General features: G+C 73.7%; 21 protein-coding genes and 1 pseudogene. 13 read left to right on the top strand and 9 right to left on the bottom strand.

The window, feature by feature from the left end; translation table 11 throughout:
- The first annotated feature begins 15 nt into the window (after positions 1-15).
- From egtA to egtD, 4 genes are read left to right on the top strand one after another with little or no spacing between them, the layout of a single operon-like run.
- Entirely contained in the window at positions 16-1,245 is a 1,230-nt protein-coding gene (gene egtA, locus QP090_RS06620; RefSeq protein WP_285937603.1) for an ergothioneine biosynthesis glutamate--cysteine ligase EgtA, read from the top strand.
- The gene (gene egtB / locus QP090_RS06615) at positions 1,230-2,603 is read left to right on the top strand and encodes an ergothioneine biosynthesis protein EgtB (protein ID WP_285937602.1); all 1,374 of its coding nucleotides are present in this window, start codon (positions 1,230-1,232) and stop codon (positions 2,601-2,603) included. The genes egtA and egtB overlap by 16 nt, the downstream gene beginning before the upstream one ends.
- Complete coding sequence (gene egtC, locus QP090_RS06610; protein ID WP_285937601.1) at positions 2,603-3,340, top strand: ergothioneine biosynthesis protein EgtC; 738 nt, start codon at positions 2,603-2,605, stop codon at positions 3,338-3,340. Before egtB ends, egtC begins: the two co-directional genes overlap by 1 nt.
- Before the next feature lie 50 nt (positions 3,341-3,390).
- On the top strand, positions 3,391-4,341 hold the full coding sequence (gene egtD / locus QP090_RS06605; protein WP_285937600.1) for an L-histidine N(alpha)-methyltransferase: 951 nt from the start codon (positions 3,391-3,393) through the stop codon (positions 4,339-4,341).
- Between the two features lie 188 nt (positions 4,342-4,529).
- Here egtD and QP090_RS06600 read toward each other — a convergent pair whose 3' ends face one another.
- Complete coding sequence (locus QP090_RS06600; protein ID WP_285937598.1) at positions 4,530-5,291, bottom strand: SGNH/GDSL hydrolase family protein; 762 nt, start codon at positions 5,289-5,291, stop codon at positions 4,530-4,532.
- Between the two features lie 204 nt (positions 5,292-5,495).
- On the opposite strand from QP090_RS06600, the gene QP090_RS06595 reads away from it, so the two are divergent.
- Entirely contained in the window at positions 5,496-6,605 is a 1,110-nt protein-coding gene (locus tag QP090_RS06595; protein ID WP_285937596.1) for an acyltransferase family protein, read from the top strand.
- 14 nt (positions 6,606-6,619) lie between these two features.
- On the opposite strand, the gene QP090_RS06590 is transcribed toward QP090_RS06595, so the two are convergent.
- Entirely contained in the window at positions 6,620-7,471 is an 852-nt protein-coding gene (locus QP090_RS06590) for an ABC transporter permease (RefSeq protein WP_285937595.1), read from the bottom strand.
- Positions 7,468-8,577 carry an ATP-binding cassette domain-containing protein gene (locus QP090_RS06585; protein ID WP_285937593.1) on the bottom strand — a complete coding sequence of 370 codons (1,110 nt, stop codon included), beginning with the start codon at positions 8,575-8,577 and terminating at the stop codon, positions 7,468-7,470. The genes QP090_RS06590 and QP090_RS06585 overlap by 4 nt, the downstream gene beginning before the upstream one ends.
- 463 nt (positions 8,578-9,040) lie before the next feature.
- Here QP090_RS06585 and lanL point away from each other — a divergent pair, with 463 nt between their 5' ends.
- Positions 9,041-11,761: a class IV lanthionine synthetase LanL gene (gene lanL, locus QP090_RS06580; RefSeq protein WP_285937591.1), complete on the top strand. Its 2,721-nt coding sequence runs from the start codon at positions 9,041-9,043 to the stop codon at positions 11,759-11,761.
- A gap of 64 nt (positions 11,762-11,825) precedes the next feature.
- Here lanL and QP090_RS06575 read toward each other — a convergent pair whose 3' ends face one another.
- Positions 11,826-12,878, bottom strand: coding sequence for a trypsin-like serine peptidase (locus tag QP090_RS06575; protein ID WP_285937590.1), 1,053 nt, complete (start codon positions 12,876-12,878; stop codon positions 11,826-11,828).
- Between the two features lie 206 nt (positions 12,879-13,084).
- Between QP090_RS06575 and QP090_RS06570 the strand changes: the two genes are divergently transcribed.
- The gene (locus tag QP090_RS06570; protein ID WP_285937588.1) at positions 13,085-13,606 is read left to right on the top strand and encodes an aldo/keto reductase; all 522 of its coding nucleotides are present in this window, start codon (positions 13,085-13,087) and stop codon (positions 13,604-13,606) included.
- Here QP090_RS06570 and QP090_RS06565 read toward each other — a convergent pair.
- The 3 genes from QP090_RS06565 to QP090_RS06555 are packed head-to-tail and all read right to left on the bottom strand — an operon-like array spanning position 13,585 to position 15,644.
- Complete coding sequence (locus QP090_RS06565) at positions 13,585-14,154, bottom strand: TetR/AcrR family transcriptional regulator (RefSeq protein ID WP_285937587.1); 570 nt, start codon at positions 14,152-14,154, stop codon at positions 13,585-13,587. The genes QP090_RS06570 and QP090_RS06565 overlap by 22 nt on opposite strands.
- A 40-nt stretch (positions 14,155-14,194) precedes the next feature.
- A complete protein-coding gene (locus QP090_RS06560; RefSeq protein ID WP_285937586.1) occupies positions 14,195-14,737 on the bottom strand; it encodes a cysteine dioxygenase in 543 nt (180 codons plus the stop codon).
- Positions 14,727-15,644: an amidohydrolase family protein gene (locus QP090_RS06555; RefSeq protein WP_285937585.1), complete on the bottom strand. Its 918-nt coding sequence runs from the start codon at positions 15,642-15,644 to the stop codon at positions 14,727-14,729. Before QP090_RS06555 ends, QP090_RS06560 begins: the two co-directional genes overlap by 11 nt.
- 126 nt (positions 15,645-15,770) lie before the next feature.
- Here QP090_RS06555 and QP090_RS06550 point away from each other — a divergent pair, with 126 nt between their 5' ends.
- Complete coding sequence (locus QP090_RS06550; RefSeq protein WP_285937584.1) at positions 15,771-16,778, top strand: LacI family DNA-binding transcriptional regulator; 1,008 nt, start codon at positions 15,771-15,773, stop codon at positions 16,776-16,778.
- Here the strand turns inward: QP090_RS06550 and QP090_RS06545 are convergent.
- Positions 16,766-18,238: an aromatic amino acid ammonia-lyase gene (locus tag QP090_RS06545; protein ID WP_285937583.1), complete on the bottom strand. Its 1,473-nt coding sequence runs from the start codon at positions 18,236-18,238 to the stop codon at positions 16,766-16,768. The genes QP090_RS06550 and QP090_RS06545 overlap by 13 nt on opposite strands.
- Positions 18,239-18,419: 181 nt before the next feature.
- Between QP090_RS06545 and QP090_RS06540 the strand changes: the two are divergent.
- From QP090_RS06540 to QP090_RS06525, 4 genes and pseudogenes are all read left to right on the top strand, one after another.
- Positions 18,420-19,163 (top strand): annotated as a pseudogene (locus QP090_RS06540) (ABC transporter ATP-binding protein); the annotation flags it as partial.
- 95 nt (positions 19,164-19,258) lie between these two features.
- A complete protein-coding gene (locus tag QP090_RS06535) occupies positions 19,259-20,029 on the top strand; it encodes an ABC transporter permease (protein WP_432763013.1) in 771 nt (256 codons plus the stop codon).
- Positions 20,026-20,724 carry an ABC transporter permease gene (locus QP090_RS06530; protein WP_285937581.1) on the top strand — a complete coding sequence of 233 codons (699 nt, stop codon included), beginning with the start codon at positions 20,026-20,028 and terminating at the stop codon, positions 20,722-20,724. The genes QP090_RS06535 and QP090_RS06530 overlap by 4 nt, the downstream gene beginning before the upstream one ends.
- 44 nt (positions 20,725-20,768) lie before the next feature.
- Positions 20,769-21,686, top strand: a complete 918-nt coding sequence (locus QP090_RS06525) for an ABC transporter substrate-binding protein (protein WP_285937580.1) — start codon at positions 20,769-20,771, stop codon at positions 21,684-21,686.
- A 133-nt stretch (positions 21,687-21,819) separates the two neighbouring features.
- On the opposite strand, the gene QP090_RS06520 is transcribed toward QP090_RS06525, so the two are convergent.
- Positions 21,820-22,590, bottom strand: a complete 771-nt coding sequence (locus QP090_RS06520; protein WP_285937579.1) for an IclR family transcriptional regulator — start codon at positions 22,588-22,590, stop codon at positions 21,820-21,822.
- A gap of 102 nt (positions 22,591-22,692) precedes the next feature.
- Between QP090_RS06520 and hutH the strand changes: the two genes are divergently transcribed.
- On the top strand, positions 22,693-24,237 hold the full coding sequence (gene hutH / locus QP090_RS06515; RefSeq protein ID WP_285937578.1) for a histidine ammonia-lyase: 1,545 nt from the start codon (positions 22,693-22,695) through the stop codon (positions 24,235-24,237).
- The last annotated feature ends 5 nt before the right edge of the window (positions 24,238-24,242 follow it).

Genomic DNA, 24,242 nt, shown 5'->3' with positions numbered 1-24,242 from the left:
TCAGAGGAGTCGACGGTGACCCGGCTGACCATCGATGACGTCTACCAGCACATTCACGGCGTCTGCTTCAAGAACGGCCCACCCGGCACGGTCGGGGCGGAGACCGAGTGGTTTGTGATCGACTCCGCCGACCCCGGCGCGCACGTCCCCGGCGAGCGGGTGCGCGCCCTCGTCGACGCGGCCGGGCCGCCTCCCGGCGGCAGCCGCGTCACCTACGAGCCGGGCGGGCAACTGGAGCTCAGCTCCGCCCCGTACCCCGGCCTCGCTCCGGCGCACGCCGCGCTCGCCGCCGACCTCGCGCACCTGCGCGCGGTGCTCGCCCCGGCCGGCGTCGCGCTCGCGGGGCACGGGGTAGACCCGCTGCGGAGGCCGGTCTTCCAGGCCGAGCACCCCCGCTACCTCTGCATGCGCGACTACTTCGCCGCGGGCGGGTTCGCCGACGTGGGACGGGCGATGATGTGCTCCACCGCGTCCGTGCAGGTGTGCCTGGACATCGGCGCGGACCCCGCCGACGCGGCCCGCCGCTGGCGGCTCGCACACGCCCTCGGGCCGGTGCTGGTCGCGGCGTTCGCCAACTCGCCGGTGCTCTCCGGGCGCCGCACCGGGCTGCGCTCGTCCAGGCAGGGCATCTGGACCGACCTCGACCCGGGCCGCACCGGGCCGGTCCTGCGGGACGGACCGGACGGCCCCGCCGACCCGGCCGAGGAGTGGACCAGGTACGCCCTGGACGCGCAGGTGATGGTGGTGCACACCGCCGCGGGCGCGTGGGTCGCCGCGCCCGGCATGTCGTTCCGCGAATGGCTCGGTAAGGGCGAGCCCGACCAGCAGGACCTGGAGTACCACCTGTCCACCCTGTTCCCGCCGGTCCGGCCGCGCGGCTGGCTCGAACTGCGCATGATCGACGCGCTGCCCGACCCGTACTGGCCCGTCCCCGTCGCCGTCGCCACCGCGCTGCTCGACGACCCGCGCGCGTCCGCACTGGCCGAGGCGGCGGCCGAGCCCGCGGCCGGACGCTGGGACGAGGCCGCCCGCCGCGGGCTCGCCGACCCCGTCCTCGGGACCGCCGCCCGCGCCTGCTTCCGGGCGGCCCTGGAGGCGCTGCCCAGGCTGGGCGCGCACGGTCTGGCGCCGCTGGTCGACCAGTACGCGCGCCGCTACGTCGAGCGGGGCCGTAGCCCCGCCGACGACGTCCTCGCCCCCGTCTCCCGCTCCGCAGAGGAGGAGTCCCCATGGCCGACCCCGTGAGCCCGCCGGGCGAGCACGCGCTCAAGGAACTGATCGCCGGCGAGCTCGGCTCGGCGCGCGACCGCAGCCTCGGCCTCACCGTCGCCGTCCTGGACGAGGACGCGCTCACCGCGCAGGTGTCCCCGCTGATGTCCCCGCTCGTCTGGGACCTCGCCCACATCGGCAACTACGAGGAGCTGTGGCTGCTGCGCGCCGCGACGGGCGCCGAGCCGATGCGGCCCGAGATCGACGGCCTGTACGACGCGTTCGAGCATCCCCGCGCGGAACGCCCGGCGCTGCCGCTGCTGCCGCCGCGCGAGGCCGCCGCCTACATCGCCACGGTGCGCGCGAAGGTGCTCGACTCCCTCCCGGCGGCGCGGTTCGACCCGGCCGACCCGCTCACCTCGGGCGGGTTCGTGTACGGGATGGTCGTCCAGCACGAGCACATGCACGACGAGACGATGCTCGCCACGCACCAGCTCCGCGAGGGCGCCCCTGCCCTGCTCGAACCCCCGCCCGACGATGCGGCGGACGACGCGCAGCCGGAGGGCCGGCCGCGGAGCGTGCCAGGGGACACCGCGCCTGCGTGCGGCGAGGTGTTCATCGGCGCGGGCCCGTTCGAGATGGGCACGTCCGAGGATCCATGGGCCTACGACAACGAACGCCCCGGCCACATCGTGGACCTGCCCGCCTACTTCATCGACGCCGAACCCGTCACGAACGCCGCCTACCTCGCCTTCATGGAAGCCGGAGGTTACGACGAGCGCCGCTGGTGGGACCCGAAGGGCTGGGAGTGGCGGACGTCCGGCGGCAAGCGCGCCCCCGGGTTCTGGTTCCGCGAGGGCGGCCAGTGGCTGCGGAGACGATTCGGACGCACCGAACCCGTCCCGTCCGGCGAACCCGTGCAGCACGTGTGCTGGTACGAGGCGGACGCGTACGCCCGATGGGCGGGTCGACGCCTCCCCACCGAGGCCGAATGGGAGAAGGCCGCCCGCTGGGATCCCGGCACCGGACGGCCGCGCCGCTACCCCTGGGGCGACGCCTATGAAGAGGGCCGCGCGAACCTGGGCCAGCGCCTGCTGCGTCCCGCCGGGGCCGGGTCGTACGCGGCGGGCGCCTCGGCGTACGGGGTGAGGCGGCTCGTCGGGGACGTCTGGGAGTGGACCTCGTCCGACTTCCACGGCTACCCGGGATTCCGGTCCTTCCCCTATAGGGAGTACTCCGAGGTCTTCTTCGGACCCGGCTACAAGGTGCTGCGCGGAGGGTCCTGGGCCACCCACCCGCTGGCCGTCCGCGGCACGTTCCGCAACTGGGACTTCCCGATCCGTCGGCAGATCTTCAGCGGCTTCCGGCTGGCGCGTGATGCGGAGGCCCGGTGATGTGCAGGCACCTCGGATACCTCGGCCCGGCGACGTCGCTGCGCGCGCTCGTCTACGACGGTGAGCACTCGCTGGAACAGCAGTCGTACGCCCCGCGCATGACGCAGGGCAACCTCCTCAACGCCGACGGGTTCGGCATCGGCTGGTACGACCGCGACCGCACGCCGGTGCGGTTCCGCCGGGCCCAGCCGATCTGGACCGACACCTCCTTCCGCGAGGTCGCGGGCGTCGTGCGGAGCACCTGCGCGGTGGCCGCGATCCGGTCCGCCACCTCCGGATTCCCGGTGGACGAGTCATGCGCTCAGCCCTTCCGCGCCGGATCACGCCTGTTCAGCCACAACGGCACGATCGACGACTTCGCCGGCGTGGAGGACAGGCTGCGGAACCTGGCCGGCGACCTCGGCGGCGTGCAGGACGCGCGGGCGCCCGTCGACTCGGCGCTGCTCTTCGCCATCGCCGCCCGGCGCTGGCGTGTGGGTGAGTCCCTCGGCGACGGCCTCGCCGGCGTCATCCGCGACGTCGCCGGCCTCGCCCCCGGCCGCTACAACCTGCTCGCCGCCGACGGCGTCGCGCTGGCCGCCACCACCTGGGGCGACTCCCTCTTCGTCCGCGCCACCCCCGCGGAGATCAGGATCGCCTCGGAGCCGCTCGACGGCGGCCCCGGCTGGCAGGCCGTCCCCGAACGGTCCCTGGTGACCGCCGACCTGGTGTCAGGAGTGCGCATGACCCCCCTGTGAACCGACCGCGCCGCCCCGTTCCGCCGTGCCCCGCTCAGAAGGAGAACCCGATGGACCGGTTCCTGACCGCCGACGACCTCGCCAAGACGCTCCGCCAGGACGTCCGGGAGGGGCTCACCGGCACGCCCAAGTCGCTGCCGCCCAAGTGGTTCTACGACGAGCGCGGCAGCGCGCTCTTCGAGGAGATCACCAAACTGGAGGAGTACTACCCGACCCGCCGCGAACGCGAGATCCTCACCGCGCGGGCCCCCGAGATCGCCGCCGCCACCGGCGCCCGCACCCTGCTGGAGCTCGGCGCGGGCTCGGGGGAGAAGACCCGGGTGCTGCTGGACGCCCTGCACGGCACGCTGCGCTCGTACGTCCCGGTCGACGTGAGCGGCGACTTCCTCGAGGAGGCCGCCGGGCAGATCGCCGCCGACCATCCCGGACTCACCGTCCGCACCGTGGTCGCCGACTACGAGCAGCACCTGGACCTGCTGCCCGGCGGCGACCGGCGGCTGATCGCCTTCCTCGGCGGGACGGTCGGCAACATGCCGCCCGCCGCCCGCATCGGCTTCCTCGGCGGCCTGCGCGCCACCATGGGCGAGGACGACGCGCTGCTGATCGGCGCCGACCTGATCAAGGACGTGGACCGCCTCGTCCGCGCCTACGACGACGCCGCGGGCGTCACCGCCGAGTTCAACCGCAACGTCCTGCACGTCATCAACCGCGACCTGGACGCCGACTTCGACGTCACCGCGTTCGAGCACGTCGCGCGCTGGAACGCGGCCGACGAGTGGATCGAGATGCGGCTGCGGTCCACCCGCGACCAGACCGTCCGCATCGGCGGCCTCGACCTGGAGGTGGCGTTCGCTGCCGGGGAGGAGACCCGCACCGAGATCTCCGCCAAGTTCCGGCGCGAGCGCCTGGAATCGGAACTCGGCGCCGCCGGACTCGCGCTCGCCGGATTCTGGACCGACGAGGCCGGCGACTTCTCCCTCAGCCTGGCCCGCTCTGTTTGACCCCTTTCAGCCCGGCCCGGCATCCTCGCCTGGCGGCTCGGACGCCGACCGAGCTTGGGCGAGCGCGACATCGCTTCGCGATCTGCCCGGTGAGGCTCGCCTTCGGCTTCACCTCACCGGGCAGGCAACGCGCTCGCGCGATGGCTGAGGCACCCTGACGGACCCTTCCCTACCCGAATAGACACCGACTAGCGTCCGGTGTGGGAAGGATGCGCCAGGCCGAGCCGCCGGAAGTCGGCGGCGAGCCGCGTGGCCACGTAGCGGTGGCCCGTGGGGGTCGGGTGCGTCCCGTCGCGCTGGATGAGCCGGGCCGCGTTGCCGGTGCCGTTCACCCGGTTGCCGGTGATCCAGTGCTCGGCGATCGGATCGATGAACTGGAGGCCGAACCGCTGCGCCAGCCCGCTCAGTCCGTCGCGGACGGCCAGTGCCGACGCCGGCGGCGTGTCGTTGCCCCAGAGCGGGCCGATCAGCACGACGCGGGTGGCGGGCCAGCGCTGCCGGGCGCGTTCGAGCACGATCTGCGCGGCGCCGGACACCTCCGGGGCCGGGAAGCCGTAGTCGTTGTGCCCGCCCGCCACCACCAGCAGGTCGGGCGCCGGCCGCCAGCCGAGCTGGCTCTCGAACGACTGGATGAACGAGGACCGCCGGTCGCCGCCCGCGACGAACCCGGTGCCGCCCCGCCCGCCGACGATGACCTGCCACCCGAGCAGCCGCCCCAGCGCCATCGCATAGGTCCGCTCGGGCTTGCTGCCCCGCTCGCCGACGGTGTAGCTGTCGCCGAGGAACATCACGACGGGGGCCTTGGAGCTGCCCGGCCCGGCGGCCGGCGCCGCCGAAGCCGTGCGCTTCGGGTGGACCTCGCCAGCGAAGGCGGTGCAACCGGTCGCCGTCAGCGGGCCGAGGCACAGCGCGAGGATCGCCGCGCCGCGGCGGGCGCGGCCAATCGTCATCAGGTACCACCAAGTTCCGGGGGGGCGTCAGCGGCATCCTACTGATGACACCGCCGCTCCGGGCCCGGTCCGGACGGTCCGCAGAGCCGCCGTACAAGGCGATGCGGGACTCTCGCCTGACGCGCCGTCGCCTACACGCGCAGTTCACCGCGGCATCACGTTGCGGCTCGCCGGACGCCATCCGATCCCGCCAGCCTTCCGCGGGTGACCCGAGCCGACCGCCTCCGCGAACTCGACCTGCTGCGCTTCCTCGCCGCGCTGGCGGTGGTGCTCTACCACTTCACCGGGTTCGGCGGGGCCGGGCCGTGGCCGGACCCCGCGCGCGAGCTGTTCGGCGGCCTCGCGGCCGTGACGCGGTACGGCTACCTCGGCGTCGACCTGTTCTTCGCGGTCAGCGGGTTCGTGATCCTGATGAGCGCGTGGGGGCGCGGCCCGGGGGAGTTCGGCGTCTCCAGGCTGGTGCGGCTGATGCCCGCGTACTGGGCGAGCGTGCTGCTCGGCGCCGTGGTCTACGGCGCGTTCCATCTCGGCAACGGGGTTCCCGGCCTGGTGGTGCCCAACCTCACGATGCTCCAGGGCGGCCTCGGCGTGCCGAACGTCGACGCCGTCTACTGGACGCTCTGGGTCGAGCTGCACTTCTACGTGCTGGTCGCGGTGCTCGCCGGGATCGGCATCACCTACCGGTCGTGCCTGGTCTTCATGGCGGCGTGGCTGCTCGGCGGCGTCTTCGCCGACGAGGCGGGCGGCAAGCTGCTCCAGGTGATGCTCGTGCCGACCTGGAGTCCGTACTTCGTCGGCGGCATGGCGCTCTTCCTGATCCACCGGCACGGCCCGACGCTGCTGCTGTGGGGTTACGTCGCGGCGTCGTGGCTGCTGGCGCTGCACTGGGGCGCCTGGCGCGCCGGGACCGTGTTCAAGGGCTCGGACGAGCGGGTGGTCGCCGCCGCCGTCACCGGGATCTTCCTGGTGCTGGCCCTGGTCGCGACCGGCCGGCTGCGCCGCGTGCGGTGGCCCGGCCTGACGCTGCTCGGCGCGCTGACCTACCCGCTGTACCTGACCCACTCGCAGATCGCGCTGCCGCTGCTGGACCGTGCCTACCCGGACCTGAACCGCTGGGCGGCGCTGGCCCTGACCACCGCGGCCTCGCTGCTGCTCGCCTACGGCGTGCACCGGCTGATCGAACGTCCCGGCCAGGCGTGGCTGCGGGCGGGGCTCCGCGCGTCCCTGAAACCACTGCGCGCGCCAGAGCCCCCACCCGTCGAGCCCGCGCCCACGCCCACGCCCGCGCCCACGCCCGCGCCCGCGCGCGACTGAACGGGCGGCCGTCCTCACTCGGAGCGGCCGAAGCGGCGCCCCCCGAGGACGAGCATGACCACCCCGACGACGCCGATCAGGAGCAGCTCCAGCTGGACGGGCGGCGCCCACCCGCCCCAGTGCGGCCCGGTGAACAGCCGGTCGGGGATGGGCCCGGTCAGCCGGCCCGTGATCGTCCGGCGCAGCGCGTCCACCGCGTAGCTCACCGGGTTGAGCGTCACCGCCCAGCTCAGCCAGCCCGGCAGCCCGGCCGCCGGGAACATCGCCCCGGACAGGAAGATCAGCGGCATCATCAGCAGGCTCAGCAGCGCGTGGAAGGTCTCGGTGCGCCGCACGGTGACGGCCAGCAGCATGCCGAACGCCGTCAGCATCAGCGCGATGAGCACCATCTCGCCGAGCAGCAGCGCCAGCAGGACCGGGTCATAGGGGACCCGCGCGATCCCGGCCAGCGGCAGCAGCAGCGCGCCCTGGCAGGCGGCGACGGTCGCGCCGCCCAGGCACTTGCCGACCAGCAGCGTCTCGCGCCGGACCGGCGCGACGACCATCTCGCGCAGGAACCCCATCTGCCGGTCGCTGACCAGCGAGACCCCGGCCCCGATCGCCGGGCTGTGCACCGTCATCACCAGCATGCCGGGGAACAGGAAGGTGCGGTAGTCGGCGCCCTGCGCCGAGGTGGGCAGCAGCGCGGACAGCCCGGCGCCCAGCACGAGCAGCATCAGCGCCGGTTGGAGCAGCGTGACCAGGACCTTGATCCGGTCGCGCTGGTAGTGCAGCATGTCGCGGTGCCACACCACCTGGATGGCGCGCAGCTCGTCGGTGAGGCGCCCGCTTCCGGGCAGCGCCGGTTCGGCCTGGACGGCGGTCATGAGCGTGCCTCCGGGGTCAGCGGGACGCGCGCGCCCGGGAGCCGCGGAGCCCCGTCCTCGCGGATGTTGCGCCCGGTGTAGTGGAAGAAGACGTCGTCGAGGCTCGGCCGGACCACCGTGACCGACTCGACCGCGACGCCGAGGCCCGCGCACAGCCGCGGGACGAACGCCGCGCCGTCGGCCACCCGGACCGACAGCCTCCCGGCACCTCCGCCCTCACTCCCGTCCGCACCGCCCCCGGGGTCGCCCGGCCCCTGCGGGATGAAGTCGACGTCGAGCCCGAACTCGGTGCGCAGCCGCTCGGCGGCGGCCGTGTCGTCGCGGGTGCGCAGCTCGACCCGGTCGGCGCCGATCACGCTCTTCAGCCGGTCGGGCGAGCCCTCGGCGATGATCCGGCCCTCGTCGATGATCGCTATCCGGTCGCACTGCTCGGCCTCGTCCAGGTAGTGCGTGGTCAGGAACAGCGTGATCGTCTCGCGCCGCCGGAGCTGGTGCAGGTGGTCCCAGATCTGCGCCCGGGTCTGCGGGTCGAGCCCGAGGGTCGGCTCGTCCAGGAACAGCACCCGGGGGCGGTGCATCAGCCCGCGCACGATCTCCAGCCGGCGCTTCATCCCCCCGGAGAACGTGCGGACCAGGCTGTCGCGGCGGTCGCCCAGCTCGACCAGGTCGAGCAGAGCGGCGGCGCGCTCGTGCGCGACCGCGGTCGGGAGCCCGTACAGCCGGGCGTGGAACCGGAGGTTCTCCCACGCGGTCAGCCCCTGGTCGAGCGTCATCTCCTGGAAGACCAGGCCGATGTGCCTGCGCACCTGGTGGGAGGCCGCAGCGACGTCGTGCCCGGCCACCCAGGCCCGTCCGGACGTGGGGGCGGTCAGCGTGCAGAGCATCGAGATCGTGGTCGTCTTGCCCGCGCCGTTCGGCCCGAGGAACCCGAAGGTCTCGCCCGCGCCGACCGTGAGGTCGACGCCCCGGACGGCCGCGCCGTCCGGATAGGTCTTGGCCAGGGCGCGGGCGCGGATCGCGGGCGCCGGTTCGACATCTTCGGAGGGGGGGCCGTGGCGGGTCCCGGCGGTGAAATACCTGGTGGGGCGCAGGTACCGAGTGATCATTTTACGGCCTCCCGGGCTGCCGCTCGGTTTTGCTCGTACATGGTTTTCGCGAGGGGGATGACAGGTGGAACTCAGTGCCGCTATGTTGCTCACTGTAGTCGCAAGAACGCACAACGTATCCAAGGAGGACACATGTCCGCTCTTCTCGAGCCGCGTGACGCCGGCAACTTCGAGTTCGTCGCCCTCGAGGCGGTTCCCTCGGAGGCCCCCGGTTACCAGGCCGGTAGCTGCACCGTCTGTCACTGGGGCATGACTCGCCTGTGTGACGACTTCAGCACGCAGGCCTAGCGTCACCTCTTCGTGAGCGCGGTCGTCCGTCTCTGACGGATACCACGGCGAAGTACAGCGGCTGAGGGGCCACCGTCCGCGGCGGTGGCCCCTCAGTCATGTCCCGTCGGCTCGCTCACTGTAGTCGTGCAGACCCACTACGTGTTCGAGGCATCAGGGGAAAGGGCTGGCGAACGTGCTTGACGAATCTGGGACACTGCGGGAGCACGACCTCCGCGCGGAGCTGACCGAGCAGATCGGCGCGGCGGGCCGCACGGTTTCCGCCCACGGCCCCTGGCTCGCCGTGGACCGGGCCGACTTCCGGCTGCCCGGCCAGGGCTGGAAGATCCACGTCTCGGCCCGGCCGTCGACGCTGCTGGAGACCGTCCGGCGGATGACGCCGGTGCTGCTGGAGACGCCCTGCCACTTCAAGGTGGTCAGGTCCGGCGAGCTGCTGCGCGACCTCAACTCCGCCAACACCGGTCCCGGCTCGATCGGCAAGGCCGTCACGGTCTACGCCGAGCGCGCCGCCGTCGCGCCGCTCGCCCGCGCGCTCGCCGAATGCCTGGCGGGCCTGGACGGGCCGCGGATCGTCAGCGACCGGCGGGTCCGGCCCGACGCCCCGGTGTACTACCGCTACGGGCCGTTCAGCCCGTCCTACGAGGTCAACGAGGACGGCGACCTCGAACTCGTCGTCACCGACCCGGCCGGACACACGCACCCGGGCGTGGCCGGCGACACCTTCTGGCAGCCGCCCTGGGACCCCGACCCGCTGCTGACCGAGGTCCCGGCCGCCCGCGCCGCCGGCCCGTCCGAGACGCCCGCACCGTCCGAGACGTCCGAGACGTCCGCGCCGACGGGAGCGGACGAGGCGAAGGACGTCGTGCTGGGCGGGCGCTACCGCATGGTGTGCGGCCTCACCACCAACGGCAAGGGCTACGTCTACCGGGCCGTCGACCTCCGGGACGACCGGCGGGTGATCGTCAAGGAGGCGCGCCCGCACGTCAACGAGGACGCGCACGGCCGCGACTCCAAGGCCCGGCTCCGCAACGAGCGGTACGCGCTGGAAATGCTCAAGGACCTCGACACCGTGCCCGGCGTGATCGACCACTTCCGGCACGGCGACCAGGAGTACCTCGTCGTCAGCGAGATGGGCGAGATGCCGCTCGGCCAGGAGATCGCCGAACGTGGGCTGTACGGCTCCGAACCCGCGCCGGACGGGCGTGGCCTGCGCACGCTCGCCGCGCGGCTGCTGAGCCTGCTCGACCAGGTCCACCAGCGGGGCGTGCTGGTCCGCGACCTCAACCCCACCAACATCGTGCTGGACGACGCGTCCGGCCGGCCGACCCTGATCGACTTCGAGATCAGCCATGTCGCCGGCGAGGGCCCCCCGATGTCGGCCGGCACGCCCGGCTACAGCTCCCGCGCCCAGGAGCGCAACGAGCCCGCCACGCCGGAGGACGACTACTACTCGCTGGGCGCCACCCTCTACTACGCCGCCACCGGCCTGCCGCCCACCTGGATGACGGGCGACCCGCACAACCACGACGTGTCCCGTGCCGCCGTCGTCCTGGACGGGCGCGGCGGCATGACCGCCGAGGTCCTCGGCCTGCTGAGCGCCGACCCGGCGGCGCGGCGGGCCGCGGCCGACGCGATCCGCGCGGGCCGCTTCGACGGCGAGCCCGCCGTCGCGCGGTCCGGGCGCACCGCCTCCCTCGAACTGGACGAGGTCATCCGGCACACGCTCGGTGCCGTCACCGGGCACGCGCGGCGCCTGATGGCGGGCGAGGGCTTCGACAAGGGCCGCGTGACCAGCCCGATCAACCTCTACCGGGGCAGCGCCGGCGTCGGTGTCGAGCTGCTGCACCACGCCGTCGCCGGCGACGAGGCCGCCCGCGACCTCGCGCGCGCCCTGGCGTACTGGACGGGCGGCTTCCAGATCCTCAGGGGCGGACGGCCCGGCCTCTACACCGGCGACACCGGCACGGCGGTCTTCCTCGCCGCCGCCGGGGCCGCGCTCGACGACCCGGGCCTTGCCGCGATCGCCGAGCCGATGGCCCGTCCCGTGCTGCCCCGCGTCACCGTGCCCGACCAGCACAAGGGCCTGGCCGGGATCGGCGCCGGGCAGCTCCTGATCTGGCGGCTCACCGGCGACGACGGCAGGCTGGGCATCGCCGCCGAGTGCGCCGCGCGCCTCGTCGAGCACGATCCCACCCGGGCCGTCCGCGAGAACGCGCCCGACTACGACGACTGCGCCTCGCTGTCGCAGACGCTCGGCTACGCGCACGGCATCGCGGGCACCTCGCACTTCCTGCTCGACTTCCACACCGCGACCGGCGACGACGACGCGGGCCGCGCGGCGCGGCAGGGCTACGACGTCCTCGCCGACCACTTCGGGCAGGTCCTCCAGGCGGCGATGTCGGCCTCGGCCAAGCCCATGCACGCCTCGTTCTGCCAGGGCACCGCCGGCATGGGCGCCTCGCTCGTCCGGGCCGCGCGCGACCTGCGCGACGACCGGTACCTCGACCTCGCGCGCGACGCCGCCGCCGTCTGCCACGACCTGGCGCCGCGGATGTACGCCCTCACCCAGTGCTGCGGGCTCGCCGGGATCGGCGAGCTGTTCCTTGACCTCGCCCGGACCACCGGGGAGACCGCCTACGACCGGCAGGCCGAACGGGTCGCGCGGCTCATCCTCTCCAGGGCGGGCGGCCCGGACGACGCGCCGGTCTTCCCCGACACCTCGCTGTCCGAGACCAGCGGCGACTGGTCGACCGGCAGCTCCGGCATCCTGTCGTTCCTGCGGCGGCTCCGCACACCGGGGGAGCCGCGCGTGTGGCTCGACCCGTTCGCCCTCCCCGGGAGCGCCGCCCGCACGCGGGCGAAGCCCCCAGCCAATGTGGAGGCCCTCCCGGTCTAGGGGCGTGTTTCCAAGCCCGGCCCGGCGTCCTCGCCTGGCCGGGCTTGGCACTGTGAGGCAGGCCCTAGGGTGCTCCGGTCTCGGTCGTGGCCGTCTGGAGCCGGTCGGCGTAGCGGTAGAGGTTCCAGGCCGCGTCGCCGAGGTAGGGGCTCCACAGCGTGGTGTTGGACAGGTCGGTGTTCGTCGAGATCCCGTTCACGTAGCCGAGGCCGGTGGTGCCGTCGTACCGCCACAGCCATGGGCCGCCGCTGGTTCCGGTGGTGAGGGTGCAGGGCATCTTCATACGGCGGCCCGTGGGGGCGGCGTCACCGGCGCAGTAGTACTGCCGGTCGCCCTTGTAGGGGGGCAGGAACGGGTAGCCGAGGATCGTCAGCCTGCGGTCCCGGGGCGTCCCGGTCTGGAACCCGTTACCGCCGACCGTGTCGACGATGCTCCGCCCGTCCGCTCTGGCCACCTTCACGAACGCGACGTCGTACTCGGCGCGGTGCCCGCTGGTCCAGCCCGTGAAGCCGGCCAGCCACTCGGCCCGCCAGATCCCGTACGGCCGCTCGCCGGAGGCGAAGTCGGGGACGAAGGCCCAGTTCTGGTGCCAGGTGCCGTGGTCGCCGCTGTCGTGGACGCAGTGGCCGGCGGTGCTGATCAGGCTTCCGGACGCGCTGTTGACCACCGCGGCCGAGCAGGAGTAGTCGCGGCCGTTGGCGGCGTTGCGGAAGAACACCTTGCCGGTGGCCCTGCTCGCCGGAACGGCCGAGCCCGTCTTCGTCCCGCCCGCGGGCGCGGCCTGCCGGTCCGGCCGCCCCGGGGCGGCCTTCGGCGGGACGGTGCGGACGGTGTCCTTGCGCGCCGGCCCGCGCGCGTCGGCTGCCCTGCCCGGATCGGCGGCGACGGCATGGCGCATCCGGGACGGCGTCCAGTAGGTGGTGAGCGGCGCCGAGCGGCGGTTCCGCGCGGCGCCCGCGCCGTCCCCGCCGTCCGGGCTGCGCGGCGCGCGCACGGAGATCGGCGTGCCCGGGTCGGACGCGGCGGGAGCCGTGCCCGCGGCCGGAGCGTCCGCCCAGGCCGGCGCGCCCGCGCAGGCGGTGGCGAGCAAGGCGCCGAGGATCAGGCTTGTTCTCATGTGGTCCCCCGACCCTGTTGTGACTTAACGTGGCTGAAGCATCGCAATGCGTCAGATGGTGACGGTATCGCGTGGGACGGTGTCGAGGGGGCGGCGCGGCCGTCGAGACCGCCGCGTCCGCGTGCGCCCTCGCCGACCGGCTCTTCTCGGCGCGGATTCCAGAGAAGTGAGGGTTATACTCTCATTTCATCCAGGAGAGGGGCCGCATGAACATTCCGGTACGCGGGCTCGGGGCGCCGGGGCTGAAGGTGTCCGCGCTCGGGCTCGGCTGCATGGGCATGAGCGAGAACTACGGCCCGGTCGACGGGGCGGAGGCGGTCCGGACGATCCGGGCGGCGCTGGACGCCGGCGTGACCCTGCTCGACACCGCCGACCAGTACGGTCAGGGCGCCAACGAGGAGCTGGTCGGACGGGCGGTCGCCGGGCGCCGCGACCAGGTGGTGCTCGCCACCAAGTTCGGGCTGACCCGCGACCCGCGCGACCCGTCCCGGCGCGGGGTGGACGGACGGCCCGAGTACGTGCGCGCCTGCATCGAGGCGTCGCTGCGGCGGCTCGGCGTCGACCACGTGGACCTGTACTACCAGCACCGGGTCGACCCGCGCGGCTACCTCGCCGAGAACCTCGCCGCCGCCGAGATCACGCTGACCCCGGAGGAGGTGGCGAGCCTGGACGGCGCGGCCCCCGTGGGCGCCGCCGCGGGGGAGCGCTACCCGTCCGCCAGCCTGTGACCGATGCCGCGCCAGACCAGGTCGAGCACCCGCGCGCCCGTCGCCGGGCCGGCCTGGGCGGCGCGGGCCAGGACGCCGTCGACCATGTAGCCGATGAGCAGCGCGTCCTCGGGGGTGAAGTCCTCCCGGAGCAGGCCCGCCGCCTGCGCGGCGCGGATCGGCTCGCGCAGGAGCGCGCGCAACCGCCGGCCGTAGTCGGCGTGCTCGTCCCGGCCGCTCCCGTTGCGGATGGCGAGGACGAGCTCCGGAGATCCGGTCTGGTCGCCGACGAGCGCGCTGAGCAGCATCTCGAACGCGCCGGGGCTCCCGGCGTGCTCGGTGGCGAGCCGTTCGAGCACCGCGAGGTTCTCGTCGGCGAGCGCGGCCATCAGCCTCGCCCGATCGGGAAAGTGCCGGTACAGGGTCGCCTCGCCGAGCCCGGCACGGCGGGCGACCTCGCTCATCGGCGCGCTCGACGCCGCGGCGAACACCTCGCGCGCCGCCGCCAGGATCGCCTGGCGGCTGCGCAGGGCGTCGCGTCGCACGGGAGCGTCCTGGCCTTGCCGCATCAGTCCATCGTAGGCGCCCGGACGCCCCGTCCAGGGGGGATCAGGCGCCGGTGTCCAGCGGGCGCAGCTCGTCGGCGTAGCTGACCGACATGCGGCGCATCAGGCCGTCGTCGTCGATGGTGTACTGGCCGAGCCGCCACAGCGGCGGCGAGTAGGCGTGGATGGAGACGCTGGCGTCGGCCGCGCCGACGAGCCGGTGGATGTGGTCGGGACCGAACGAGAACGAGACGCCCTCGGGCATGACGGTCTGCACGTGGACGCCGCCGATGCGGGGGTTGTTCTCTTCGAGGGCGCCCGCGACGACGCGCACGGCCCCGGAGGAGACGTCGTGGTCGTGCCAGCCGGTGTCGTTCTGCGGTGTCCAGCACAGCAGCCACACGTCCACGTACTCGTCGCGGTACAGCGAGGCGTAGTGCCGCTGCTCGTCGGAGAAGGCGACGTGCTGCCGCCACAGTTCGGGGCGCGTCGCCAGCGCGTCGACCAGCTCTTGGAGTTCGCGCTTGTCCAGGGGGCGTTCGGGCAGGTTCTCCAGGTGGCCGGCCCCAGGGGTGGGGGCGGTGCAGGACAGGACCTCAGGCGGCATGGGTTCGCTCCTCTCCGTTCAATAGACGGTGCGGGTTGGCCACGCGGAACGCGTGGTGGGCGGCTTCGCCAAGGTTGAGGTCTGCGGGGCCCGCGTACGGGCGGTCGGTTCCGTGCACGACGACGTCGACACCGAGCGCGCGGACGGTGGCGTCGGCAGCGCGCGGCCCATAGGAGGACGTCTCGACGAACGCGTCCGGGTCGATCTCGCCCCGTCCGCCACCGCGCGCCGCTAGGCGTTCGCCGTGCAGGGGGGCCAGCCCGGCGAGCATCGCGAAGCACACGCGCAGGCGCGGGTGGCGCGGCCTGCCGAACGCGCGGAACGCGTACCAGGCGGCGTGCATCTGCTGGACGTACGGCACCAGCGCGGGCCACCAGCCGGGCACGTCCGGGACGGTGGGGGCGGCCCCCGGGTGGACGAAGAGCGGCAGGTCCAGGTCCTGGAGGAGGTCGAGTAGGGGTGCGCACCGCTCGTAACCGGCGGGATCCGCCAGGGCGGTGGCGGGCAGTTGCAGGCCCGCGAAGCCGTGCCGCAGGTCCTTGGCGAGCGCGCCGGGGTCGATCTCGCTGACGCACGCGGCGGCCCAGGCGCCGAACGGCTCCGGCAGCGCCGCGGCGCCCTCGTGATAGGCGTCCAGCAGCGGGCGGGCCTCGTCCGGCGGCAGCCACTCGATGCCGAGCGGGGACGAGAGCGAGACCAGGGCGCGGCCGAGGCCGTCGGCGCGCGCGAGGCCGGCGCGGCGGGCGGGGTCGTGGTCGGCCGGGTCGACCTCGAACGGCGGCTCGCCGTCCAGACGCAGGGTCCAGCCGTCCAGGAACGGGGGCGTACGGCGGTTTCGGAGGGCCCCGATCAGTGGGTCTCCCCACAGATGTTGATGCACGTCCACGTGAGCGTCGTTGGTGGTCACAGGCGTATCTTCACTCCCGCCCTCCATCTGAACCGCTTCACTTAACCGCTTCAGTGAACCGGTTAAGTCCATTATGTGTCAAGTCGTTGACCCGGAGCCGCCGGTGCCTGGCCCTAGGGTTGTGGGGTGCCAGACAGGCGCAAGCGCGCGACCATCCGGGAGGTGGCGCAGGCGACGGGGTTGTCGCCTGCGGCCGTGTCGTACGCGTTGCGCGGTATCCAGACCTCCGAGGAGACCCAGGAGAGGGTCCGCGCGGCGGCCGAGGAGCTCGGCTACGAGGCGCATCCGATCGCCCGCGCCCTGGCCAGCGGGCGCACCGGCCAGGTCGGCCTGCTGTGCGGCTCGCTCGGCGACTACTGGCAGCAGTCACTGGCCATCGGCATCGGCCGCGAGCTGCTCGCCCGCGACCGCTACGCGCTGATCGTCGACGCCGGCGGCGACCCCGAGCGCGAGCTCGCGCTCGCCCGGCGGCTGCGCGACCAGCGGGTCGACGGGCTGATCGTGCAGCCGCTCGACCCCGCCGCCGGGCTGTGGGCCGAGCTCGCCGAGAGCACCCCGGTGGTCTCGATCGGCGACGCGCTGCACGGCGGGCGGGCCCAGGGCGAGGTCGTGTTCGACAACCGGCGCGGCGTCACGCTCGCGCTGGAGCACCTGCGCGCCCTCGGGCACCGTCGGCTGACGGTGTTCACCCCGACCCGGGCCAGCACCCCCGACCGGCCGGCCGACGTGCACGTCAACGCCGAGGCCGAACGGCTCGGGCTGCGCGTCGACCTCATCGTCGCGCCCCAGTCGCTGGCCGGGGCCACGCAGGTCGCCGAGCGGGTGCTGGCCGGGCCCGGACGGCCCACCGCGGTGTTCTGCTTCTCCGACTCCATGGCCTACGGGGTCTACGCGGTCACCCGCGAGCTCGGCCTGGACGTGCCCGGCGACATCGCGGTCTGCGGCTACGACAACCACCCGATGTCGGCGCTGCTCACCCCACCGCTGACCACCGTCGACTGGGACATCGACGGCATCGTCTCGGACGCGGTCCGGCTCGTCGTCGACGTCATCGACGGCAAGCCGCACGAGCGCCGGGTCGTCCGCGAGCCCGAGCTCCGGGTCCGCGCCTCGACCGGCGATCAGGAGCTGTAGCCCTGGACGCGGGCCAGACCCGGCAGCAGGTCGGCGGCGACGGCGATGTCGGCGTCGAGCGGCCGGTCCTCCACGCGCGGGTCCAGCACGGCGGCGGCCAGGTCGAAGGCCCCCTTCAGCGGCCCGCCGGCGGGCGCGCGGCCCTGCATCCGCAGCGCGCGGGCGGCGGCGACCAGCTCGCAGCCGAGGCCGATCCGGTAGGCCGCGACCGCGTCGGTGCTCGCGCGCGCCGACTGGGTGGAGAAGCCCGCGTGCTCCTCCACGCCGCGCGACAACACCGCGCTGCCGAGCGCCGCCGGCGTCGCCAGCCGGCGGACGTCGGCGAGCGCCGAGTGCGCCACGTACTCCAGGATCATGATCCCGGACGACGCCTCGGTGGCGCTCTGGAAGGGGTAGAGCCCGGTGAAGGCGGGCTCCGCGAGGGTGCCGAGCCGGGCCGCCGACAGCGCCATCGTCTGGAACAGCGCCGCGCGCGCCGCGTCCAGCGCCAGCCCGACGTAGGCGGTGTGGAAGTTGCCGTTGTGCCACACCGTCCGTCCGGCCACGTCGACGAGCGGGTTCTCGGCGGCGGCGTTGATCTCGCGGGCGACCACGTCCTCGGCGTAGTCGGCGGCCTCGATCGCGGGCCCGTGCACCTGCGGGAACGCGCGGTAGCCGTAGGGGTCCTGGATCCGCATCGGGGCCGGCTGCTCGAACGCCAGCAGCGTCCGCATCGCGCTCGCGACCGCCCGCTGCCCCGGATGCGGGCAGGCGTCCTGCACGGCGGGCGCGAACGGCTCCTCCGAGCCGTGCACCGCGAAGTGCGACAGCGCCGCGACGACGGTCGAGGCGGCGAGCAGCTCGCGCAGGTCGGTCACGGCGAGCGCCGCCTCGCCGAGCGTGGCGGCGTTGGAGCTGATGAAGGCCAGCGCGTCCGAGGACCGCAGGGTGAACCCCGGGCCCCGCTCGATCTCCCCGTCCGGCCCGGCCAGCCAGGACCGCTCGCCGAGCAGGCACAGCGCGGTGGAAGCGAGCGCGGTGAGGTCGCCGGTGCCGATCGCCCCGTACACCGGGACCGGCGGCAGCAGCCCCAGGTTGAGCACGTCGGCGAGGGCCTGGAGGACGCCCGGCTCGACGCCCGAGCCGCCCGCCGCGATCTGGTTCAGCCGCACGGTGAGCATGGCCCGGACGATCTCCGGCGCGACCAGCGGGCCCGCGCCCGCCGCGTGGCTGCGCAGCAGCCGCAGGCCGTGCGCGTCGGCGTCCTCCCACTCCACGTCCACCACGCGGTTGGCTCCGACGCCGGTGGTGCGGCCGTACACGGGCTGCGCGTCGGCGACCTCCAAGGCGACCCGCCAGGCCGCGAGCGCGCGCGCCGCACCCTCCGGGGCTATGGCGACCGTCACATCTTCGCGGGCGGCCGTTCCCACCTGGGCGCAGGTGAGCGCGCGGCCGTCGATAACGATTCGGCTGTTCTCCACGGGGCCACGCTACTTTCTACAGTATTCAGGTAGTTATGCTCAAGATGTGATGACTTGACCAGGTCGGAACGTATGTCCGGGGACGACGATTGGCTACTGTTGGGTAGATGCCGAAGACGATCAGCACAGGCCAGCGAACGGAACCCCGGCGTCGCCGACGCCCGACGAGGACGTGAACCGTTTGATCACCTTTGACGGCGTCACCAAGCGCTATCCCGACGGCACCGTGGCCGTCGACGGGCTCGACCTGGAGATCCAGGCCGGCCGCATCACCGTGCTGGTCGGCCCGTCCGGCTGCGGCAAGACCACCACGCTGCGGATGATCAACCGGATGGTCGACGCGACCGACGGCACCGTGGCGGTGGACGGGAAGGACGTCCGGGACGTCGATCCGCCGGCGCTGCGCCGGGGCATCGGCTACGTCATCCAGCAGGCGGGGCTGTTCCCGCACCGCACGATCGTCGACAACATCGCGACCGTCCCGTACCTGCTCGGCTGGGACAAGAAGAAGGCCCGCGCCGAGGCGCACGCCCTGATGGCCCGGGTCGGGCTCGACCCGGGGCTGGCCAAGCGCTTCCCGGCCCAGCTCTCCGGCGGCCAGCAGCAGCGCGTCGGCGTGGCGCGCGCGCTCGCCGCCGATCCGCCGATCATGCTGATGGACGAGCCGTTCAGCGCCGTCGACCCGATCGTGCGCGCCGGCCTCCAGGACGAGTTCCTGCGCCTCCAGGACGAGGTGGAGAAGACGATTGTGTTCGTCACCCACGACATCGACGAGGCGGTCAAGCTCGGCCACCGCATCGCGGTCTTCCAGGTCGGAGGACGGCTGGCGCAGTACACCACCCCCGACGAGCTGCTGTCGGCGCCGGCCGACGACTTCGTCAGCGACTTCCTCGGCGGCGACCGCGGGATCAGGCGGCTGCGCTTCAGCCAGGAACTCGACGCCGAGCAGGCCGCCGAGACGTCCCGGTCGCGCGGCGACGCCCTGGGCCAGGACGCCGCGGGCCCGGCGGTGGCGGACCGGTGACCCCGGTGAGCCCCGCGCTGGCCGCGCTGGCGATCGGGGACGACGGCGAGCCGCTGATCCGCTGGGACTGGATCAGGCGGAACCTCTCCGACGACATCCTGTCGGCCCTCAAGGAACACCTGATCCTCTCGTTCACCCCGATCCTGCTCGGCCTGGTGATCGCGCTGCCGCTCGGCATCGCGTGCGCGCGCTGGCGCCGGCTCTACGGACCCGTCCTGGCCGTGACCAGCGTGCTCTACGCGCTGCCCTCGATCGCGCTGTTCGTGGTGCTGGTCGCCTTCAGCGGGCTGACCTACACCACCGTGGTCGTCCCGCTGACCCTCTACACGCTCTCGGTGCTGGTGCCGAGCGTGGTGGACGGGCTCGGCTCGGTGCCCGCCCACGTCCGGCAGTCGGCGGTCGCGATGGGCTTCGGCGAGCTGCGCCGGCTGGTCCAGGTCGACCTGCCGATCGCGCTGCCGGTGGTGATGGCCGGGCTGCGGGTGGCCACCGTCTCCAACATCAGCCTGGTCAGCGTGGGCGCCCTGATCGGGATCGGCGGCCTCGGCGAGCTGTTCACCGACGGCCTGCGCCGCGACTTCCCGACGCCGCTCGTGGTCGGCATCGTGCTGATCATCACGCTGGCGCTGCTGTCCGACCTGATCCTGCTGCTGATCCAGCGGCTGCTGACGCCGTGGGAGCGGGCCCGCGCCACGCGGCGCAAGAACCGTGGCCAGAGCCGCGACCGTGACCGGGTGCCGGCGGCCAGGGAGGGTGAGACCGCGTGAACGCCATCTTCGACGCGCTGAAGTGGTTCGGCGAGTCCGCCCAGTGGTCGGGCCCCGACGGCATCCCGCACCGGTTCGTCGAGCACTGCTGGTACTCGCTGCTCGCGTTCGCCGTCACCGTGCTGATCGCGCTGCCGCTCGGCCTGCTGTTCGGGCACGTGCGGCGGGGCCGGCTGGCCTCGGTGACCGGGTTCGCGGTGACCTCGTCGGCCAACGCCGCGCGGGCCCTGCCGACGCTGGGCCTGCTCATCCTCGCGGTGGTGCTGACCTCGGCGGGCGACCTGGTGCCGATCCTGATCCCGCTGGTCGTGCTGGCGGTCCCGCCGGTCCTGGTGAACGCCTACGCGGGCGTCCAGCAGGTCGAGCCGGGGCTGCGCGACGCGGCCGAGGGGATGGGGATGACCGGGGCGCAGGTGATCCTGCGGCTGGAGATGCCGGTGGCGCTGCCGCTGATCCTGCTGGGGCTGCGCACGGCCGCGATCCAGATCGTCTCGACGGCCACCCTCGCCGCCTACGTCGGGCTCGGCGGCTTCGGCCGCTACATCGTCGACGGCTACGCCCGCCAGGAGTACGACCAGATGGCGGGCGGCGCGATCCTGGTCGCCCTGATGGCGGTGCTGATCCAGGCGCTGTTCACGGTGCTGCGCCGCTGGGCGGTGTCGCCCGGGGTGCGGCTCCAGTACGCCGGCGCCTGAGCCGCGGACTCTCGAACATTGCACGTCCCTAGGAAGGAACACACATGTCCCGGATGATCCGAGGCGCGGGCCTCGTGCTGGCGGCGGCCCTCGCCCTGTCGGCCTGCGGTGGCGGCGACGACGGCGGCGACCCGCTGAAGGGCGGCGACAAGGGCTCGGGCGGCACCGTCACGGTCGGCTCGGCCGACTTCGCCGAGAGCGAGCTGCTCGGCGAGATCTACGCGCAGGCCATGGAGGCCAAGGGCGTCAAGGTCGCCCGCAAGTTCAAGATCGGTGCCCGCGAGGTCTACTACGGCCAGGTGGAGAGCGGCGCGATCCAGGTCTTCCCCGAGTACAACGGGGCGCTGCTGGCCAGGGTCGACAAGACGAACACCACCGCCGCCACGACGGAGGACGTCGACACCGCGCTCAAGCAGAAGCTCCCCCCGGCGCTGGAGATCCTCGACCCGTCCAAGGCCGAGGACAAGGACGCGCTGGTCGTCACGGCGGAGACCGCGGCCAAGTACAAGCTCAAGACCATCGAGGACCTCAAGCCGGTCGCCAAGGACCTGGTCGTCGGCGGCCCGCCGGAGTTCAAGACGCGGCAGCAGGGCATGCTCGGCCTGGAGAAGGTGTACGGCCTGACGTTCAAGCAGTTCAAGTCGCTGGACACCGGGCCGATCACGCTGGCCAACCTGAAGAAGGGCCAGATCCAGGCGGGCAACCTGTTCACCACCAACCCGGCGATCACCAAGGACAAGCTGGTGCCGCTGGAGGACCCCAAGAACCTCTTCGGCGCGCAGAACGTGCTGCCGCTGGTCTACAAGTCCAAGGTGGACGACACTGCCCGGCAGGCGCTGAACGCCGTGTCGGCCAAGCTCACCACGCAGGACCTGATCGACATGAACGGCACGATGGAGACCGAGAAGGCCGACCCCGAGGACGTCGCGAAGGAGTGGCTGAAGAAGGCCGGCCTGGTCTGATCCGACCCCGGCGCGCGAGCGGCCACGGGACCACGACCCTCGTCGTGCCCGTGGCCGCTCGCGTTCCCGCGTCCGGCGTCAGGCGCCCGCGTTCCGGCCCGCGTTCCGGCCCTGGTTCCGCCGGCAGGGGACGTCAGCCGGCGGACGGGGCACGGCCGCCCAGCCGGGCCGTGAGGTCGGCGGCGGTGGCGCGGATGGGCGCGGCCAGGGCGGGCCAGGTCTCCGCCGGACGCTCCTCGCGCCGGAAGGTGACCGTGACGGCCGCCGCCGGGTGCCCGGTGTGGTCGAACGAGCAGGCCGCGATGCTGGCCAGGCCCTCGGTGACGTAGCCGTCCTCGGCCGACCAGCCGCGCCGGGCATCGCCGGCCAGCTCGCGCCGCAGCTCGCGCAGCGACGCCGGGCTGCCCGCGCCGGTGCGGTCGACGAACCGTCCGGGGAACAGCGCCCGCACCTGCGCGGCGGGCAGGTGCGCGAGCATCGACCGTCCGCTGGCGGTGAGCTGCGCGGGCATCCGCACGCCCACGTCGGTGATCAGGGTGGCGTGCCGCCGCGGCTGCTCCTTGACCAGGTAGAGGGTCTCGGCGCCGTGCAGCACGCCGAGCTGCGCGATCTCGCCGACGCGGTCGACCAGCCGGCGCAGCAGCGGCCGGGCGAGCCGTTCGAGCGGCTCGTGCCGCAGGTAGGCGGAGCCGACCTCGAACGCCGCGACGCCGAGGCCCCAGCGGCGCTCCTCGGGCACGTAGGTCACGAAGCCGTCGCCCGCCATCGCGGTGAGCAGGTGGTAGGTGCTCGACCTCGGCAGCTCCAGGGCGCGCGCGATGCTGGACGCGGGCAGCGGCCCGGCCGACCCGGCCAGCAGCCGCAGCACCGCGAGCGCCCGCCGCGCCGCCGGGACCTGTGCCATCCGCCCTCCCCGCGCATTGTCTCGTATGTGAGACAGATCGTGCGCGCCGGGGCTCACCGGCGGCCGGGTCCGCGGGTTGGAATGGTGGGTATGAGTTTCGGCATGGCGGACAGGATCATCCAGGTCGGCCCGGAACCGCTGACGTTCGATCAGGTCGTCGCGGTGGCCCGGGACGGCGCGGCGGTGGAGCTCACCGGCCCGGCGCTGGCGGCGATCGCGGCGGCGCGGGCGCACATCGAGGAGCTGTCCGCGCGGCGGACGCCGGTGTACGGGGTGTCGACCGGCTTCGGGGCGCTCGCCACCCGGCACATCGCGCCCGAGCTGCGCGCCCGGTTGCAGCTCAACATCGTCCGGTCGCACGCGGCCGGGTCCGGGCCCGAGGTCGAGCGCGAGGTGGTGCGGGCGATGATGCTGCTGCGCCTGCACACGCTCGCGACGGGCCGCACCGGCGTGCAGCCCGTCACCGCGCGGACCCTCGCCGCGGTGCTCAACGCGGGCGTCACCCCGGTCGTGCACGAGCACGGCAGCCTCGGCTGCTCGGGCGACCTGGCCCCGCTCGCCTCCGCCGCCCTCACCCTGGTCGGGGAGGGTTCGGCCCGGGACGCCCGGGGCGAGCTGATGCCGGCCGCGCGGGCGCTCGCCGCTGCGGGGATCGAGCCGGTCGCGCTCGGCGCCAAGGAGGGGCTGGCGCTGCTGAACGGCACCGACGGGATGCTCGGCATGCTCGTCCTGGCGCTGCGCGACCTGCGCGAGCTGCTCAAGGCCGCCGACCTGGCCGCCGCGATGACGGTGGAGGCGCTGCTCGGCACCGACCGGGTCTTCGCCGCCGACCTCCAGGAGCTGCGCCCGCACCCGGGGCAGGCGCGGTCGGCCGCCAACCTGCGGGCGCTGCTCGCCGACTCGGGGATCATGGAGTCGCACCGGGGGCCGGACTGCACCCGCGTCCAGGACGCCTACTCGCTGCGCTGCGCCCCGCAGGTGCACGGCGCGGCCCGCGACACCCTCGCGCACGCCGAGCTGGTCGCGGGCCGAGAGCTCGCCTCGGCCGTCGACAACCCGGTGGTGCTGCCGGACGGGCGGGTGGAGTCCAACGGCAACTTCCACGGCGCGCCCATCGCGTACGTGCTGGACTTCCTGGCGATCCCCGCCGCCGACGTGGGCTCGATGTCGGAGCGGCGCACCGACCGGCTGCTCGACAAGGCCCGCTCGTACGGGCTGCCGCCGTTCCTGGCCGACGACCCGGGGGTGGACTCCGGGCACATGATCGCCCAGTACACCCAGGCCGCGATCGTGTCGGAGCTGAAGCGGCTGGCGGTGCCCGCGTCCGCCGACTCGATCCCGAGCTCGGCGATGCAGGAGGACCACGTGTCGATGGGCTGGGCCGGGGCGCGCAAGCTGCGCCGGTCCGTCGACGGCCTCGCGCAGATCGTCGCCATCGAGATCCTCACTGCCGCGCGGGCGCTGGACCTGCGCACCCCGCTGCGGCCCGGCCCGGCCACCGGCGCGGTCGTCGCCGCGCTGCGCGAGCGGGTGCCGCCGCCCGGCCCGGACCGGCACCTGGCGCCGGAGATCGCCGCCGCCACCGCGCTGCTCCGGGACGGCTCGCTCGTCGCCGCCGCCGAAGCGGTCACCGGCCCGCTCGCCTGACCCCT

This window comes from Actinomadura xylanilytica (assembly GCF_030283145.1).
Classification (GTDB): Bacteria; Actinomycetota; Actinomycetes; order Streptosporangiales; family Streptosporangiaceae; genus Spirillospora; species Spirillospora xylanilytica.
Note: the sequence above shows the minus strand (reverse complement) of the source record. Positions and strands in the feature narration are given on the sequence as shown.